The 16577-nt window shown below is 73.4% G+C and carries 14 protein-coding genes; 12 read left to right on the forward strand and 2 right to left on the reverse strand.

Translation table 11 applies throughout. The features are described 5' to 3' along the window. The 4 genes from ACGWYL_RS12195 to ACGWYL_RS12210 all read left to right on the forward strand — a co-directional run bounded on the left by ACGWYL_RS12195 (position 1) and on the right by ACGWYL_RS12210 (position 6963). A complete protein-coding gene (locus tag ACGWYL_RS12195) occupies positions 1-1107 on the forward strand; it encodes a glycosyltransferase family 4 protein (protein ID WP_218845786.1) in 1107 nt (368 codons plus the stop codon). Beyond that, positions 1107-2831 carry a hypothetical protein gene (locus ACGWYL_RS12200; protein ID WP_395487311.1) on the forward strand — a complete coding sequence of 575 codons (1725 nt, stop codon included), beginning with the start codon at positions 1107-1109 and terminating at the stop codon, positions 2829-2831. Before ACGWYL_RS12195 ends, ACGWYL_RS12200 begins: the two co-directional genes overlap by 1 nt. A 96-nt stretch (positions 2832-2927) precedes the next feature. Beyond that, positions 2928-3074, forward strand: coding sequence for a hypothetical protein (locus ACGWYL_RS12205; RefSeq protein WP_153302813.1), 147 nt, complete (start codon positions 2928-2930; stop codon positions 3072-3074). Between the two features lie 91 nt (positions 3075-3165). Continuing rightward, on the forward strand, positions 3166-6963 hold the full coding sequence (locus tag ACGWYL_RS12210) for an alpha-(1->3)-arabinofuranosyltransferase family protein (RefSeq protein ID WP_395487312.1): 3798 nt from the start codon (positions 3166-3168) through the stop codon (positions 6961-6963). On the opposite strand, the gene ACGWYL_RS12215 is transcribed toward ACGWYL_RS12210, so the two are convergent. Next, positions 6863-8116 (reverse strand): acyltransferase family protein, encoded by a 1254-nt coding sequence (locus ACGWYL_RS12215; protein ID WP_395487313.1) that lies wholly within the window; start codon positions 8114-8116, stop codon positions 6863-6865. The genes ACGWYL_RS12210 and ACGWYL_RS12215 overlap by 101 nt on opposite strands. A gap of 18 nt (positions 8117-8134) precedes the next feature. Here ACGWYL_RS12215 and ACGWYL_RS12220 point away from each other — a divergent pair, with 18 nt between their 5' ends. The 4 genes from ACGWYL_RS12220 (at position 8135) to ACGWYL_RS12235 (ending at position 11486) form a co-directional block, all read left to right on the forward strand. After that, entirely contained in the window at positions 8135-9217 is a 1083-nt protein-coding gene (locus ACGWYL_RS12220; RefSeq protein ID WP_269306588.1) for a GHMP kinase, read from the forward strand. Beyond that, positions 9214-9846: an SIS domain-containing protein gene (locus tag ACGWYL_RS12225; protein ID WP_395487314.1), complete on the forward strand. Its 633-nt coding sequence runs from the start codon at positions 9214-9216 to the stop codon at positions 9844-9846. The genes ACGWYL_RS12220 and ACGWYL_RS12225 overlap by 4 nt, the downstream gene beginning before the upstream one ends. A gap of 2 nt (positions 9847-9848) precedes the next feature. Then, a complete protein-coding gene (locus tag ACGWYL_RS12230) occupies positions 9849-10448 on the forward strand; it encodes a D-glycero-alpha-D-manno-heptose-1,7-bisphosphate 7-phosphatase (protein ID WP_395487315.1) in 600 nt (199 codons plus the stop codon). A gap of 66 nt (positions 10449-10514) precedes the next feature. Continuing rightward, positions 10515-11486 carry a DUF3068 domain-containing protein gene (locus tag ACGWYL_RS12235; protein ID WP_395487316.1) on the forward strand — a complete coding sequence of 324 codons (972 nt, stop codon included), beginning with the start codon at positions 10515-10517 and terminating at the stop codon, positions 11484-11486. 73 nt (positions 11487-11559) lie between these two features. Here ACGWYL_RS12235 and ACGWYL_RS12240 read toward each other — a convergent pair whose 3' ends face one another. Continuing rightward, positions 11560-12663: a glycosyltransferase family 4 protein gene (locus tag ACGWYL_RS12240; RefSeq protein ID WP_179424947.1), complete on the reverse strand. Its 1104-nt coding sequence runs from the start codon at positions 12661-12663 to the stop codon at positions 11560-11562. An 83-nt stretch (positions 12664-12746) separates the two neighbouring features. Here ACGWYL_RS12240 and ACGWYL_RS12245 point away from each other — a divergent pair, with 83 nt between their 5' ends. The 4 genes from ACGWYL_RS12245 to ACGWYL_RS12260 are packed head-to-tail and all read left to right on the forward strand — an operon-like array spanning position 12747 to position 16565. Further along, complete coding sequence (locus ACGWYL_RS12245; RefSeq protein WP_269306592.1) at positions 12747-13568, forward strand: class I SAM-dependent methyltransferase; 822 nt, start codon at positions 12747-12749, stop codon at positions 13566-13568. Continuing rightward, positions 13565-14317, forward strand: a complete 753-nt coding sequence (locus ACGWYL_RS12250) for a class I SAM-dependent methyltransferase (RefSeq protein WP_395487317.1) — start codon at positions 13565-13567, stop codon at positions 14315-14317. Before ACGWYL_RS12245 ends, ACGWYL_RS12250 begins: the two co-directional genes overlap by 4 nt. A gap of 55 nt (positions 14318-14372) precedes the next feature. Then, positions 14373-15305, forward strand: coding sequence for an NAD-dependent epimerase/dehydratase family protein (locus ACGWYL_RS12255; protein WP_395487318.1), 933 nt, complete (start codon positions 14373-14375; stop codon positions 15303-15305). 9 nt (positions 15306-15314) lie between these two features. Next, positions 15315-16565 (forward strand): M18 family aminopeptidase, encoded by a 1251-nt coding sequence (locus tag ACGWYL_RS12260; protein ID WP_395487319.1) that lies wholly within the window; start codon positions 15315-15317, stop codon positions 16563-16565. Positions 16566-16577: the final 12 nt, after the last annotated feature.

Raw genomic sequence — 16577 nt, forward strand, 5'->3', positions numbered from 1 at the left:
GTGACGCGCGAACTGTTGTGGGTGTCCCTGCCCGACCAGCGGCCGCGTCGCGAGCTCTTCTACATGTCGCTCCTGGGCGACACGCACGTCACCGCCCTGGCGCGCGACGAGCCGGTGGGTGACCTGACGTGGGTGCCCAGCACCTACCGCCGCCCGATCAAGCGCTTCATCGAGGCCGGCGCGTTCGCGTGGGTCAACGAGCTTCGCGACCAGGACCCGGCCGAGTTCGACTGGGTCGCCTCGCTCGAGCTGTGCTCGCTCGTCACCGGCCAGGCGTCGCGGTGGCGACGGCGCGGCACCGGACGGCGTCCGCTCCAGGCGGTCGTGACGTGGGAGAATCTCGCGCGCCAGCCGCTCTACCGCGTGCCGCCCTACCGCCAGGCGCTCGAGTCGTGCCGCGGAGCCGAGCTGCTGCTGTGCATGGTCGACGCCGCGCGCGACCACCTGCTGGAGAACCGCTTCGACGACGCGGTCATCCGCGTCGTGAAGCCGGGCGTGGACACCGAGATCTTCACGCCGGCCCACGACATCGCCGACCGCCCGCGGGTGGCGTTCGTCAGCCCGTTGGCCGAGAACAAGGGGATCGACCGCATCCTCGAGGCCATGCGCCTCGTGCGCCGCGAGATCCCCGAGGCCGAGCTCGTCGTCGCGGGCCGCGGGCCGCTCGAGGGCCTCGTGCGGGCCGCGGCGGACGACCCCCACGGCGGCGTCACGCTGGCGGGCGGCCTCGACGCCGGCGGCGTCGGCGACCTGCTGCGCAGCGCCGCGGTCTTCACCACGGCGCCGCGGCCCACGTGGAAGTGGGAGGAGCAGTTCGGCCTCGCCTACGTCGAGGCCCAGGCGTGCGGTCTCCCCGTGGTCACGACGCGCTGCGGCAGCAACCACGAGGCGATCGCACCGGGCAATGACCTGCTCGACGTCGAGGGGTCCGACCAGGTCGAGGCCCTCGCGGCGTCGTTGGTCGGCTGGCTGTCCGACGCCGAGCGTCGCCGCCGGCAGGGCGAGGCCAACCGCGCGTGGGTCGTCGAGCACCACGACCTGCTGACGCAGTGCCGTCGCATGGGCGAGGCGTTCGCCGAGATGGAACGTCTGCACGGGGCGCGTTGATGAGGCGCGCGACCACGCCCACCGCCGTCGGCGGTCTGGTCGGCCTGCTGGCCGCCGTGGTGATCCTCGGCCCCACGCTGGCGCCGGGCTTCCAGCTCGGCTACGACATGGTGTTCGTCCCCGACCTCGGGTTCGGGGAGCGCACCCTCGGCGTCGACGGAGCCGTGCCGCGCGCCGTCCCGAACGACCTCGTCGTGGCCGTCCTGTCCACCGTCCTGCCCGGCTGGCTGGTCCAGAAGCTGCTGCTCGTCACGGTGTTCGTGGCGGCCGGCGCGGGTGCGGGTGCGCTGCTGCCGGGGCGCCGCGCCGCGGTGGCCGGTGCGCTCGTCGCCTGCTGGAACCCGTGGATCGCCGAGCGGCTCGCGATCGGCCACTGGGGCTACCTGCTCGGCTACGCCGCGCTGTTCTGGGTCGTCCGCACCGCGGGTCGCGTCCGCCGGGGCGAGTCCGCCGGGGGGTCGCTCGGCGTGGTGATGGCGCTGGCCGGGCTCTCCGGCTCCACCGGCGCCGTGCTCGCCGTCGTCATGGCCACCGCCGTGCTGCTGGCCGGGTCGCGGTGGCCGCGGGCCTGGCGGGCGTGGGGCTGGGCGATGCTCGTCTCGGTGCTGGTCGCGGCCTCGTGGTGGTTCCCGTTCCTGCGCTCCGACGCCTCCTCGTCGGCGGACTCCGCGGGCGTCGAGGCCTTCGCCGCCCGCGGCGACACCCCCTGGGGCATGGTCGGCTCGGTGCTGACCGGGGGTGGCATCTGGAACGAGGCCAGCTGGTTCGCCGAGCGGCAGAGCCTGCTGCTGTCGGGCGTCGCGCTGGTCGGCGTCCTCGCGGCAGTCGTGATCGCGTGGTCCGACGCGCGGGTCCGGTCGCGCCCCGAATATCTCGGCGCCGCCGTCGCCGGCCTCCTCGGCCTGGTCGCGGGCATCGCGGCCGGACTGCCCGGAGGCCGTGAGCTCGTCTCCTTCCTCGTCCTGCAGGTCCCCGGTGGCGGACTCGTCCGCGATGGGCAGAAGTTCGCCGCACTGTGGATGGTCGCGGTGTCGCTGGCGGTGGGCCTGTGCGCCGCCCGTCTCGCCGCCACGGCGTCCCTGCGCGGTGCCGGACGCTGGATCGCCGGGGGACTGGCCGCCGCCACCGGCCTCGTCACCGTCGTCACGCTGCCGGGGCTCGCCTGGGGCGCCGGCGGCCGCTGGGGCTCGGTCGACTACCCCGTGGACTTCACGTTCGTCGCCGAGCGGCTGGAGCGGGCCGAGCCCGGAGCCGTCGCCGTGCTGCCGTGGACGCAGTACCGCCGGTACGGATGGAACGACGACCGCGTCCTGCTCGACCCGTGGCCGCGCCTGCTCCTGCGCGACGTCCGGGTCAACGACGCGCTGCCGCTGCGCGACGGCGTCGTGGCGGGGGAGGACCCCCGCGCGGCGGACGTCACACGCGCCCTCGGCGCACCGGGCGGCGACGTCCTCGCGGCACTGCGCGCCGTCGGCGTGCGCCACGTGCTCATCCAGCCCGACCAGCCCGGACCCACCCTCACGGCCCTGCAGCTGGCCGACGCCGACCTGCGCGTCCGCACGGAGTCCCTCGAGTGGTGGGACCTCGGCGACGAGGGGCTCGCCCCCGTGCCGGAGGCCGAGCCGATCGACCACCTCGGTCTCGCGCTGGGCGGCCTCGGCCTGCTCCTGGCCGCGGGCGGAGCCGCCCGTGCGGTCGTCCGGAGGCCGCGCGAGCACTCCTGAGGCGCCGTATCACGCGTGTGTCGTCTGCGGGACAAGCCGCCGGCGGGCTGCTAGGGTTACCGATAAGTATTCCTCGACTACGGAAAACAGGGGCACATGAGCGAGAACGCGGTCTGGACCATCGGCGGCAGCGCTGCCGGGATCATCCTTGGAATTCTCGCGGTCCTCGGCATCGTCGCGAGCCAGACCGCGGTCAAGCAGGATCAGACGCACTCGTCCGTCATCGCGTACGACGAGTCCTGATCGAACCGGGGTGACACACCCCACCATCGACGAACCCTCCGCGACGCCCGACGTCGCGCAACGGGTCAGAATCGCCGCCAGCACCTTGCTGGTGGCGATTCTTCCGTGGGTCGTCGCACCCGGGCGCACGCAGCCCGACACCAAGCTCGACCTCACGGTCGCCCCGTGGGACTACCTCGCTCGGGCGCTGTACGCGTGGAACTCGCACGCCGGCCTCGGTGAGCTGCAGAACCAGGCCTACGGCTACCTCTTCCCCCTCGGCCCGTTCATGGGTCTGGCCGACGCGATCGGCCTTCCCGGCTGGGCCGCCCAGCGCCTCTGGTGGAGCCTGATCCTGGTCGTCGGCTTCACCGGCACCTACCTCGTCGCCCGCCGCCTGCTGCGCCTGCGGCCCGACCTCGCCCTGCTCGCCGGCGCCCTCTACGCGATCGCCCCGCGCGTGGTCACCGTCCTGCCCGAGATCTCGGTCGAGGCCTGGCCGGGCGCCGTCGCGCCGTGGCTCGTGCTGAGCGCGTGGACGATGGTCCGGCCCTCCACCGACCGTGCTGCCCTGGTCCGGGCCGCCGCGATCACGGGACTGCTCACCTTCGCCCTCGGTGGCGTCAACGCCACCGCGTCCGCCGTCGTGCTGCTCCTGCCGCTGCTGGTGCTGCTCACCGCCCCGAGGGCCGCTCGGCGCGGGCGAGCCGTCCTCGCGTGGTCCGCCGGGGTGCTCGTCGGCGCCGCGTGGTGGGTCGTGCCCTTGCTCGTGCTCGGCCGCTACGGCTACCCGTTCCTGGACTACATCGAGACCGCCCGGATCACCACGGCCGTGACCTCGGTGCCCCACGTGCTGCGCGGCGCCGACCACTGGATCGCCTACATCCTCGACGCGGAGTCCCACCCCGTGTGGCAGTCCGGCTGGGTCCAGGCGCAGGGACTCGTGGCGATCGTCGCGGGCATGGTCGTCGCCGGCGCCGGAGTCGCGGGACTCGTCGTCCTCGGTCGCGACCGCGAGCGCCGCGACGTCTCGCGGTTCCTCGTCGGCTCGGCCCTGCTCGGCACCGTGCTCATGGCGGTGGGACACGCCGGGATCGTCGGATCGCCGGTGTCCGGGCTCGTCCGCGACTTCCTCGACGGGCCGGGCGCAGCGCTGCGCAACGTGCACAAGGCCGACCCGCTGGTCCGGCTGCCGCTCGCCCTCGGCGCGGCGGTGCTGGTCGGGCACGGCCTCGGTCGCGTGCGACGGCTGCCGCGGGCGGCCACCGTGGTGGTGCTCGTGGCGGCCCTGCTGTCGCCCATGGCCTGGTGGTCGGGCCGCGGTGGGGACGCCAACAGCTACGACGAGATCCCGGCGACGTGGCGCGAGGCCGCGGCCGACCTCGACGCCCTGCACGCGCAGGACGGTGGCTCCACGCTCGTGCTGCCCGCCGCGCGCACGGCGGAGTTCACGTGGGGCAAGACCTCGGACGAGCCACTCGTCGCGCTGGCCGAGTCGCCGATCGTCACGCGACCCGCCGCGCCGCTGGGACACCCGGGCGCGACCCGGCTGCTCGACCGGATCGACGCGGCGGCCGCGTCGGGCGTGGCCCAGCCCGGACTCGCGGACCTGCTCGAGCGGATGGGCGTGGCGCGCGTCGTCGTCCGGCACGGGGTGCTGTCACTCGTACAGGCGTTGCCGGCCGACCGGGTCGAGCGCACGCTCGCCCGCTCCCCGGGATTCGCCGAGCACCAGCGCTTCGGTGACCTCTCGGTGTGGACGGTCGGCTCCGGCCCCACTCCGGTCGTCGAGTCGATGCCGGCCGACGGCGAGGTCGTCGTCGCCGGGGGTCCAGAGGCGCTGCACGACCTCACCGCGATCGGCCTGTCGCCGTGGGCGTGGACCTCGGTCTCGCCGGCGGCCGAGGACGCCGACGTGGTCACCGACACGCCCCGCTGGCGGCAGTTCAACAGTGGCCGCCCCGCCCAGCTCGCCTTCGGGCCGACCCTCGACGTCGACGACGACGGCCCCGTCCCGATCGGGTCGCGCGACCTCCCGCCCGCGGGCGACCGCACCACGCAGCCCGTGCGCGAGTGGCTCGGTCTGGCCTCGGTCGAGGCGTCCAGCTCGGGCGCCGACCCGTTCGCCGCCACGTGGTCGGGCACGGCCTCCGGACCCGCGGCCGCCCTGGACGGTGATCCGGGCACCGCGTGGCTGACCGACGAGACCACCGAAGGACGCCTGGCGCTCACGCTCGACGAGTCCTCGCCGCTGGGGGAGGTCACGGTGGCGCCTGCCGAGACGACGCCCGCCACGGACCCCCTCACGCTGCGAGCGGTGCGCGCCGACGGCAGCTCGCGCGCCGAGGACGTCGACGCCGGCTCGGACTGGACCGCCGACTTCGGCGCCGAGGAGTTCATCCGACTCGAGGTCCTCCTGCCCGAGGCGCCGCGACCCGTGGTGCGGGGCATCGCCGAGGTCACCAGCTCGGAGCACGAGTGGGGCTCGCGCCTGCTCCTGCCCGGCGAGGTCGATCCGCGTCGCACCGGCGTCCTGCTGAGCCCGCTGGAGGAGGACGCCGCGGCGCCGCGCTGGGCCTTCCGGTCATCCGCGGAGGCGCGCGTGCCGGTCGAGGTCACCGCCCGCGCCCGCCCGGGGTCCCAGCTGGAGTCGCTGCTCGACGCCCCGGCGACGTTCGCCTCCGAGGACCGTGCCGACCCCGACGACATCGCCTCGCGACCCGGCGCGGCGTTCGACCGCGACCCGACCACGTCGTGGCAGGTCCCGGACGGGCGCGACGCCGCCACCGTCGAGGTCACGCTGCCCGAGGAGACCCCGCTCGGTCGGATCACGACGGACGGGGTGGGCATCGCGTCGATCCGCGCCACGGTCGGCGGACGCGTGACCGTGCTGCCTCCGACGGGTGGCGTCGTGGAGGGCAGGGGCGACCGCGTCACCCTCACCGTCGTGCGCACGCCGGGGGAGGGCGCCTGGGCCGTGCCCGACCTCGACTTCGAGGCGATCGGCGAGCCCGCGCCCGTCCGCGTGCCGTGCTCGGCCGTGACGGTCGGCGGCTCGACCGTCCGTGTCGGCGGCGAGATCGCCCGCTCGCGCCTGGTGAGCGGCGACCCGCTCACCCTCCCGGCGTGCGGGGAGGACGAGGTCTCGGTCGGTCGCGGCGTCGTCGAGGTCCGTCCCGAGCTGCCGCCGGCGCTCCAGGTCGAGAGGATCCTGCTCGGCACGGTCGACTCCGCGGCGGGGGTGGGCCGTCCGGTGCGTGCGGAGGAGCAGAGTCCGGGACGCATCGTCGCCTCGCTGAGCGGGGGAGACGACGCCGTCATCGCTCTGACCCAGGGGGCGAACGCGGGATGGCGCGCCACCACGGCCGACGGCGACGAGCTCGAGCCCGTGACGATCGACGGCTGGCGGCAGGGCTTCCGCGTCCCCGCGGCCGTCTCCGGCGACGTGGTGATCGACTTCGCCCCGTCCACGGCGCACCGCTGGGGTCTGGCCACCGCGCCCGTGGCGCTCCTGCTGCTGCTCGGGGCACTCGTCGCGACGCGGCGCCGACGGCTGCCCGACGACACCTGGCCGGCGCCCGCGGACGAGCCCGATCGCCGGCTCGGCTGGGCGGTCTCCGGGGTCGTCGGTCTGCTCTGCGGCGGACCCGCGGGGCTGGCCCTCGTGGTGGTCGCGTGGCTGCTGCCGCGCCGGTTCGTCGTGCTGGCCGCGATCGTCTCGATGGGGCTCGGCGCCGTGGCCATGGCCGCTCTCGGCGTTGTCGACCGGACCTCGGCCGGCACCGTGCTGGGTCAGCTGACGGGTCTGCTCACGCTCGCGCTGCTCGGTCGCGGGCTGTTCGATCCCGGGCCAGCGTCAGGATCGGCCGCTCGACCAGCATCCACGACAGCGACGCCAGCGCCACGCTGAAGCCGACCACCGCGTAGAGCACCCACCAGAATCCGGTGGCGAAGAGGGTGGCGCCGGTGACCTCGAACAGCACCTGCAGCACGACCAGGTGCCACAGGAACACGCCGTAGGAGATGTCGCCGAGCCAGCGCGTGACGCCCCAGCGGGCGACCTGGGCGGCGGGGGTGCCGGGGCGGGGCTCCTGCACGCACGCCGCCAGCAGCAGGAACGCGAACAGCGCGTAGAGCGCCTCCTTGACCACGGCCTGACCGACGGTCGGGGCAGCCAGGTCGCGCGGACCGGCGATCGGCGAGGACGCCAGCACGTAGGTGACGACGGCGAGCAGGACGAGCGTGGGCCGCGACCTCCAGACGGCCAGCAAGCCGGGGCGCGTGGCCAGGGGGCCGACCCCGCGGCGGTGGCCCTCGGCCAGCAGCGCCACGACGGTGCCCGCCCCGAACCACGCCAGGTGGCCGAGCACGCTGGTCGCCAGCACCCCCGCGCCGCCGTCGGAGCCCGCGCGCGTCCACGCGGCGGCCACGGCCTGCGCGACGAGGCCGACCCCGCCGACCGCCAGGGTGAGGCCGACGAGCGTGCCCACGCCGCGCGAGCCGCGCCGCCAGAGCCCGCGGGTGAGCACCGCCCCGAGCAGCGGCACGAGGACGTAGAACGTCACCTCGGTCGTGAGGCTCCAGGTCTGCGTGAAGGACTGGTAGTACTCGCCCGTGTACCCCTGCAGCACCAGGACGTGCGCGGCGACCTTCCCGGCGCCGCCGCTGCCGGACCCGACGACCCACACGGCTGCGGCGAGCACGCCGGCGAGGGCCAGCCAGTAGGCCGGCAGGATGCGCGTGGCGCGGCGCACGGCGTACCGCGAGAGGGAGCCCGGCTCGCCCGCCACGCCGTCGAGCCCCCGTGCGATGGCGGGCCGCAGCAGCAGGAACGCGGAGATCGCGAAGAACACCGCGACGCCCGCGTCGCCGCGTGCGACGAGCCCTCCGACGAGGTCGATGTTCGCCGCTCCGGTCCAGAACGCGACGTGCGAGACCAGCACGAGACCCGCCGCGACGGCACGCAGGCCGTCGACGAGACGCAGGTGACCCATGGGCCCTCCGGGATGGTCGTACATCAGGTAGGTTGACGTCGCACTGCGCCCGGCAGTGCGACGCGTCACGTCTGGAGGCTAGTACGGATGACACAGCAGTCCCACCAGGTGTCAGCCGATCCCTCCGCGGTCGACGTCCGCCGCCCGGTGCTGCGTGCCCGTGCTCCGCTGCGCATCTCGTTCGCCGGTGGCGGCACCGACGTGGCGCCGTTCCCCGAGCGCGAGGGCGGCGCGGTCCTGTCGGCCACGATCTCGGCCTACTCCTACTGCACCTTGCGCCCGCGCACCGACGGACAGGTCACCATCAAGTCGCTCGACTACGGCTACTCGGTGGGCTTCAACGTCGACGACGACCTCGAGCTCGACGGCCAGCTCGACCTGCCCAAGGCCACGATCGCGCGGCTGCGCCAGTACCCCGGCGCCGTCCAGGCCACGGGCTTCGACCTCTTCATCCACACGAACGCCCCGCCCGGGTCCGGCCTGGGCTCCTCGAGCGCGGTGATGGTCGCCGTGATCGGCGTCGTCGCCCAGCACCTCGGCGTCGACCTCACCGAGTACGAGGTGGCCGAGCTGGCCTACCGGCTCGAGCGCGAGGACCTGCAGATCCCCGGCGGTGCCCAGGACCAGTACGCCGCGGCGTTCGGCGGCTTCAACTACATCGAGTTCACCGACAAGGTCGTCGTCAACCCGCTGCGCATCCGCGACTCGACGATCCACGAGCTCGAGCACAACATGCTGCTGGCCTACACCGGCAACACCCGCGTCAGCGACCACATCATCGACGACCAGGTGTCGCGGTACGAGCGCGGCGAGGAGGAGGCCCTCGAGGGCCTGCGCGCCCAGAAGGTGCTCGCCGAGGAGATGAAGCTCGCGCTCGTGCGCGGCGAGGTCGACACGCTGGGCCGTCTGCTGGGTCGCGCATGGGACGAGAAGCGCAAGATGTCCGACCGCATCGCCACGCCGCTCATCGACCAGGCGATCGAGAAGGCCCTCACGCTCGGTGCGCTCGGCGGCAAGGTCACCGGCGCCGGCGGCGGAGGCCACCTGGTCTTCATCTGTGAGTTCGAGCGGCGCCACGTCGTGGCGGAGGAGCTGACCCGCATGGGGCTGGCGGTCTCGGAGTTCACGTTCTCGAGGGAAGGACTGGTCACGTGGAGGGGACAGAGTTGACGATCGAGCACCAGCTGCACCGCGTCTCGGACGACGCGGTCGCGCAGGTCGTCGCGCAGCGCCAGACGCTGGGCATCGACGCCTGGGCCACCTTGGCGCGCGCCCTCGAGGAGCCCGCGCTCGTCGAGGCCGTCGACGCCGCGGGCCGGGCCGTCGTCGAGACGCTCCGGGCCGGCGGCACGATCCTGGTGGCCGGCAACGGCGGCAGCGCCGCGATCGCCAGCCACGTCGCGGCCGAGTTCGTCGGCAAGTGCATCCTCGATCGCGCGCCGCTGCCCGCGGTGTGCCTCGCGGACTCGCTCACCTCGATCACGGCCGTCGGCAACGACTACGGCTTCGACGACGTGTTCGTGCGGGGCGTCCAGTCCATGGGTCGTCCGGGCGACCTGCTGATCGCGATGTCCACGAGCGGGCGCAGCGAGAGCATCCTGCGCGCGCTCGACGCGGCCCGCGAGCGCGGCATCGCCACCGTCGCGCTGACCGGTGAGGGTGGTGGCGACCTGCCGGGCCGCGCCGACCACGTGCTGCACGTGCCCTCGGACTTCACGCCGCGCATCCAGGAGGTCCACATGCTGTGGGCGCACGCCTGGTGCGAGGCGGTCGACGTGCTGTCGCAGCCGACGTCCTGACCATGTGGACCGCCGAGGCGCTGCTCGGACGCGACACCGGCGAGATCCCGCCGCCGGACCGCGACGTCCCGTGGGACCTCGTGCTGCTCGACCGCGACGGCACCCTCAACGTGCACCGGCCGGGCTACATCGCATCGCCCGCAGAGCTGCGGCTGCGCCCCGGCGCCGCCCGTGCGGTGGGGCAGTTGACCCGCGCCGGCGTGCGCACGGTGCTCGTCACGAACCAGCGGGGGATCGCCACCGGGCTGCTCTCCGAGCAGCAGCTCGTCGACGTCCACACGGCCCTCGTCCAGCGTCTCGCGCGGGCGGGCGGACGGCTCGACGGGATCGAGGTCTGCCCCCACCAGACGGGCACCTGCGACTGTCGCAAGCCGCTGCCGGGGATGCTGCTGCGGGCCCTGGCGCGGGCGCAGTGGGCCCGCCCCGAACGCGTCGTGATGGTCGGCGACCAGCCCAGCGACGAGGCCGCGGCGCACGCCGCGGGGGTCGCCTGGCTGGACGCGGGACCGGCGGGCGTGGGCAGTGCTCGCATCGCGGATGTACTCATCAGTAGGGATCCGCAACAAGACGGATTCGTGGTGCTACGCTCTCGCGAGAGGTAACTCACAAATACTGTTTGCAGCACCCTTAGACCGGAGGCACTTGTGCGGAAGTTTTCTCGTGGCGCGGTGGCGTTCCTGACGCTCGGAGCGTTCCTTCTGACGCTGGGCGTCGCGATGAAGGTGTACGCCTACGACCGCCTGGCCGTGGTCCCCAAGGACCAGAACACCCAGCAGGTCCTCGGTGACGACAACGCCAACTTCTTCGACGCCGACAACGTGGCCCCCGGCTCGGGCCCGATCTCCACCGTCGCGACCGTCATCGGCGATCCCGACCTCGCGTCGGAGGCCTCCGACGAGAACGACGGCGCCGACATCGGCGTCTACACCAAGGGCCAGAGCACCGACAACAACGACCAGGCGCCGCCGATCGACTTCCTCGAGCAGACGTTCGCGATCGATCGCTTCACCGGCGAGGCCGTCCCGTGGTCGGGCAGCTCGCAGAACGGCGAGCCCATCGAGTTCGAGGGCCAGATCATCAAGTTCCCGTTCAACACGCAGAAGAAGAGCTACGAGTACTGGGACGCGACGATCAAGGCGCCCATGACGATGGAGTACGAGGGCACCGAGAAGGTCGAGGGCACTGACGGCTCGATCGACACCTACCGCTTCTTCGGCTCGGTCCCCGAGACCGAGTTCGGCGTCCGCGAGGTCCCGCGCGGCATCTTTGGCCTCGAGGACACCGAGGCCGTGGAGGCCACCCGCACGTACGCCAACGAGCGCACCATCTGGGTCGAGCCCGAGACCGGCGTCATGGTGAAGATCCAGGAGGCCCAGAAGCAGTGGCTGAAGCTGGACGAGCCCGGCGCCGAGGACGTCGTCGCGATGGACACCGTCTCGGCGTCCACGCCCGAGACGGTCCAGGCCACGATCGACGACTACGGCTCCAAGGTCGGCGTCCTCAAGGCCGTCCGCACCTGGCTGCCCCTGGCCATCGGCGGCCTCGGCATCCTGTTCATCGTGGTCGGCATCGCGCTCGCGGTCCGGTTCCGCGGCAACCGCGACGCCGACGTGAACGACGACGCCTACGCGACCGCCTGACGGTCACCGGCACCGCAAGGGCCGCCGCCCCCTCCGGGGGACGGCGGCCCTTCGTCGTGTGCGGTGAGGAGTCTCAGGAGCGCGCGACGCGCTCGACCAGGTCGGTCAGCTCGTGGCCCGTGCGGTCCCAGTCGAAGCGCAGGGCGAACTCGCGTGCGGCGGCGCCGAGCTTGGCCCGCTCGTCGGGGTCGGCCAGCAGCCGGCGCAGCCCGGCGATGAACTCGTCGTCGGTGTCGACGAGCAGGCCCGTGTGGCCGTCCTGGACCGACTCCTGCGTGCCGCCGGCGTAGCGGAACGCCACCGTCGGCACCGCGTGGTATCCGGCCTCGAGGATGGTCAGGCCCCAGCCCTCCTTGATGGAGGGCATCGCCAGCGCAGCCGCCCCGGCGAGCAGGGCGTGCTTCTCGTCGTCGCTCACGTGGCCGTGGAAGACGACGCGGTCGCTGACGCCGGCGCGGCGCGCGTGCTCCACGAGGGAGTCCATCCAGTCACCGCCGCCGATGACGTCCAGCGCGATGTCGTCGAACTCGTCCTTCAGCGCCGCGACGGTGTCGATCGCGAGCTCGACGCGCTTGTGCGGCACGAGGCGGCCCAGGCAGGCCAGTCGCGTGCCCCGCTCGGGCTCGGGCTCCTGCTCCAGCACGTGGTCGGGGGCCTCGTTGCCGCTGTAGACCACCGAGACACGCGCGGGGTCGACGCCCACGGCCGCCAGCTCGCGCCGCGAGGCCTCGGACACCGTGACGTACTGCTGACGCCGGTACACGAAGGGCGCGACGCGCGACTCGAGGAACCAGCCGATCGAGGAGATCGGGCGCGGGAAGAAGGTGAACCACTGCTCGCGGTGCACGTGGTGCACAACGGCCAGCAGCGGCTTGGCGAAGACGAGGGGCGTCCAGAAGGGCACGCCGTTCTGGACGTCGAGGACGATGTCGTAGCTGCGGCGGCGGCGCCACACGTGCCACAGGCCCCGCGGGTAGACGGTGAAGCGGCCGCCCGCCCGGGCGAGGCGGAAGCCGTGTCGCTCGGCGTGGGGCGTCCCGCCGGGGAAGGAGGAGGCGAACAGGACGACGTCGTGACCGCGCTCGGCCATGGTCGCGGCGGTCCGCTCGGCGAACACCTCCGCGCCTCCGGCCTCGGGGTGCTCGAGGTCACGCCAACTGAGGATGGCGATGCGCAATCCGCTGATAGCGTGCTCTCCTGTCCGTGCGAGGGGTGAGGTGTCCGATGTCCTGTGAGGTGTGCTCCACACCGACGACGCCCGTGACCCTGCGGGACGGCGTCTCGGTGCTCGCGACCTGTCCGAAATGCTCTCACATCGAGCGCGATCCCAAGGCCGCTCCGGCGCATCCGCGCGACGTCGCCTACGGCGGCGACCCCGGCCTCGACCGGGTGCGGCTCGCCCTCACGTCGCGCACGCTGCGGCGGGCCGCTCCGTTGCGTCACGGGGCCCGCGTCTTCGAGATCGGCTACGGCGGCGGCGCCATGCTGCGCGGCTACCTCGACGACGGCCACCCCGTGGCGGGCTGCGATCCCGACCAGCTGCACGTCGACGTCGACCCGCAGGTCCGCGCGCGCGCCGAGCTGCACGCGTGCGGGATCGAGGAGGTCCCCGAGACCGCCGAGCCGGCCGACCTCGTCTACGGCGTCCACGTCGTCGAGCACGTGCAGGACGTGCACGCCCTGGCCCGCGCCGCGCACCGGCTGCTGAGCCCGGGGGGCCGCGTGCTCTTCCTGACGCCGGCGGCCGACAGCGCCTCCCTGCGCGCCTTCTCCGACGCCTGGTGGCTGCTGGAGGACCCCACGCACGTGCGCTTCTTCTCGGCCGACTCGATCACGCGGCTGCTCGACGCGGCCGGCTTCGCCGACGTGCGCGTGTCGCGGTCGCTGACGGACAACCTGACGATGGAGGGCGCCAGCCTCGTGCGGCGCCTCCGCCCTGCCGACCGCCCCGCGGGGGTGCTGGCGTCGCGCGCCACCCGCCTGCTCGCGATGGCGCTCGCGCCGGTCGCCCTCGTGCTGCGGATCGTGCGCCCGCGCTGGCGGCCCACGCTCGTCGTGACGGCCACGAGGCCCGTCCGATGAGGGGCGAGGGCATCGGCCGCTCGGTCCATCTCTTCCGGTCCTTCCTGGTCGAGCAGACCGAGCCACACCTCTTCTACGGTGCGCTCGCGCGCGACTCGGCCGACCTCGTCGAGCACGAGATGTCGCTGCAGGGGCGGCTCGTCGTCGACGTCGGCGCTGGCCCGCTGGAGTTCGCCGAGGAGTTCCGTCGCCGCGGCGCCCGCTACGTCGCGGTCGACCTCGACCCCGACGTCCCGGCGCTCGCCAACGGGGGAGTGGCGGCCGACGCCGCGGCCCTGCCGTTCGCCGACGGCTCGGCCGACCTGGTGTTCTCCTCCAACCTGCTCGAGCACGTCCGCGACCCCGAGGTCGTCGCCCGCGAGCTGGTGCGCATCGCCAAGCCCGGCGGGCTGGTGTTCCTCTCCTACACGAACTGGTGGTCGCCGTGGGGCGGCCACGAGACGTCGCCGTGGCACTGGCTCGGCGGCCGGCGCGCGATCGACCGGTACACCCGCCGTCACGGCCACCCGCCCAAGAACCGCGTCGGAGAGACGCTCTTCAAGCTCTCGGTCGCGTGGGGGATGCGATGGGCGCACCGGGCGCCGGGCGTGCGTATCGTGTCCGCGCGGCCGCGCTACCTGCCGCGCTGGGCCTCGTTCCTGGTGCGCGTCCCCGTCGTCCGCGAGGTCCTCTCGTGGAACCTGCTGTTGCTGTTGCGACGAGATGGGCGCGAAGCTGCCGAACCGGGCGAACTCCGAGGTACCCTGTGAGATGAGTCCTACTCGCCAGTAGAAAGCTGGCGGACTCAGGCGAAGGGAAGCACGGATGCGCGCGTTGATTGCCGGCGGCGCCGGTTTCGTCGGATCGCACCTCGTGGAGCGGCTCGTCGAGGCGGGACACGAGGTCGTCGTGGTCGACGACTTCAGCACGGGCCGACGTGAGAACCTCGCCGCCGTCGCGCACCAGGTCACGATCGTCGACGCCGACATCGCCGACGCGGCCGCGGTCGACGCGATCGAGGGCCCGTTCGACCAGGTGTACAACCTCGCCTCGCCCGCCTCGCCGGTCGACTACCACCGCCTCCCGATCCACACGCTGATGACGGGCTCGATGGGCGTGAAGAACACGCTCGACCTCGCCCACGCGCACGGCGCCCGCTACCTGCTGGCCTCGACCTCCGAGGTCTACGGCGACCCGCAGGTCCACCCGCAGCCCGAGACCTACCTCGGCCACGTGAACCCCGTCGGTCCCCGCTCGGTCTACGACGAGGCCAAGCGCTTCGGCGAGGCGATGACGGCGGCGTACCGCCGCGAGTTCGGCGTCGACACCAAGATCGTGCGCATCTTCAACACGTTCGGCCCGCGCATGCGCGTCGAGGACGGCCGCGCCATCCCGAACTTCGTCCACCAGGCGCTCACCGGCCGCGAGATCACCGTCGCCGGAGACGGCCACCAGACCCGCTCGATCTGCTACGTCGACGACCTCGTCGGCGGGCTCGTCGCGATGATGCAGTCCAGCGCCACGGGCCCGGTCAACCTCGGCAACCCCGAGGAGATCTCGATGCTCGACCTCGCCACGTGGATCCGCGACCTGGCCGAGTCCTCGTCGCAGATCGTGCACGTGCCGCGTCCCGTCGACGACCCGCAGATCCGCCGTCCCGACATCACCCTCGCGGGCGAGCTGCTCGGCTGGTCGCCCTCGACCACGGCCGAGATCGGCCTCAAGGCGACGATCGAGGACTTCCGCAACCGTCGCTAGGGTGGCGCCATGCACGCTGCCGACCGCCTGATCTCCTTCATCGACGCCTCGCCGACGCCGTTCCACGCCTGCGAGACGGCGGCCGCGCGGCTGACCGAGGCCGGGTTCACCGCGGTGGACCCGCGCGACGCCTGGCCCACCGCGGCGGGACGCCACTTCATCGTCTCGGGCGGCACGCTCGTCGCGTGGTCGACCGGTCCGGAGGCGCCCGCCCATGCCGGCTTCCGCATCGTCGGCGCCCACACCGACAGCCCGAACCTGCGGCTCAAGCAGCACCACGACGGCTGGCGCGACGGTCAGGCCACGGTGGCGCTCGAGCCGTACGGCGGCCCGCTGCTGGAGTCGTGGCTCGACCTCGACCTCGGCATCGCCGGCCGCATCGCGCTCAGCGACGGCACCACCCGCACCATCCGGGTCGACGAGCCGCTGCTGCGCGTGCCGCGGCTGGCCATCCACCTCGACCGCGACGGCTCGAAGCTCGACCGCCAGCGCCACCTCGACGCGCTCGCGGGCCTGACCCGCCGTCCGTTCCTCGAGGTGGTGGGGGAGCGCGCCGGGTTCCACGGCACGGCCGTCACGGGCTTCGACCTCATGACCTTCGACCTGCGCGCCTCGGGTCGCACCGGGCCCGACGGCGAGCTCGTCGCCGCCCCGCGACTGGACAACCAGGCCACGTGCTCGGCGGCCCTCGACGCGCTGCTGGGCGCGGTCGAGGCCGGCGACCCCACGGCGCGCCACGTCATGGTGCTGTTCGACCACGAGGAGGTCGGCAGCACCTCCGAGCGCGGCGCCGACTCGCCCCTGCTGTCCTCGGTCCTCGAGCGGATCGTGCTCGCCGCCGGCGGCGAGCGCGACGACGTCTTCCGCTCGGTCGCGGCGTCGGTCTGTGTCTCGGGCGACATGGCCCACGCGACGCACCCCAACCAGGCCGACAAGCACGAGCCGCTGCACCGCATCACGCTCGGCGGTGGTCCGGTGCTGAAGGTCAACCAGAACCTCCGGTACGCCACCGACGGCGTCGGCGCCGGGATCTTCGCCGCGGCGTGCACGGCCGCGGGCGTGCCGCTGCAGCGATACGTGCACCGTGCCGACCTGCCGTGCGGCTCCACGATCGGTCCGGTCAGTGCTGCCAGGACGGGTATCCTGACGATCGACGTCGGTGCGCCGCAGCTCGCGATGCACTCCGCGCGCGAGGTGATGGCCGCGGCCGACGTCGAGTCGTACGGACGGGCGCTGCGCTCGTTCTTGATCTCGGACTGAATCGGGGAAACT

Origin of the sequence: Aeromicrobium sp. JJY06 (assembly GCF_044069275.1) — a bacterium.
Lineage (GTDB): Bacteria > Actinomycetota > Actinomycetes > Propionibacteriales > Nocardioidaceae > Aeromicrobium > Aeromicrobium tamlense.

Bases quoted from the DNA above. Each gene is read 5' to 3' on its own strand.
- ACGWYL_RS12200 (WP_395487311.1), top strand. From the start codon at position 1,107: ATGAGGCGCGCGACCACGCCCACCGCCGTCGGCGGTCTGGTCGGCCTG.
- ACGWYL_RS12260 (WP_395487319.1), top strand. From the start codon at position 15,315: ATGCACGCTGCCGACCGCCTGATCTCCTTCATCGACGCCTCGCCGACG.
- ACGWYL_RS12205 (WP_153302813.1), top strand. From the start codon at position 2,928: ATGAGCGAGAACGCGGTCTGGACCATCGGCGGCAGCGCTGCCGGGATC.
- ACGWYL_RS12230 (WP_395487315.1), top strand. From the start codon at position 9,849: ATGTGGACCGCCGAGGCGCTGCTCGGACGCGACACCGGCGAGATCCCG.
- ACGWYL_RS12250 (WP_395487317.1), top strand. From the start codon at position 13,565: ATGAGGGGCGAGGGCATCGGCCGCTCGGTCCATCTCTTCCGGTCCTTC.
- ACGWYL_RS12220 (WP_269306588.1), top strand. From the start codon at position 8,135: ATGACACAGCAGTCCCACCAGGTGTCAGCCGATCCCTCCGCGGTCGAC.
- ACGWYL_RS12255 (WP_395487318.1), top strand. From the start codon at position 14,373: ATGCGCGCGTTGATTGCCGGCGGCGCCGGTTTCGTCGGATCGCACCTC.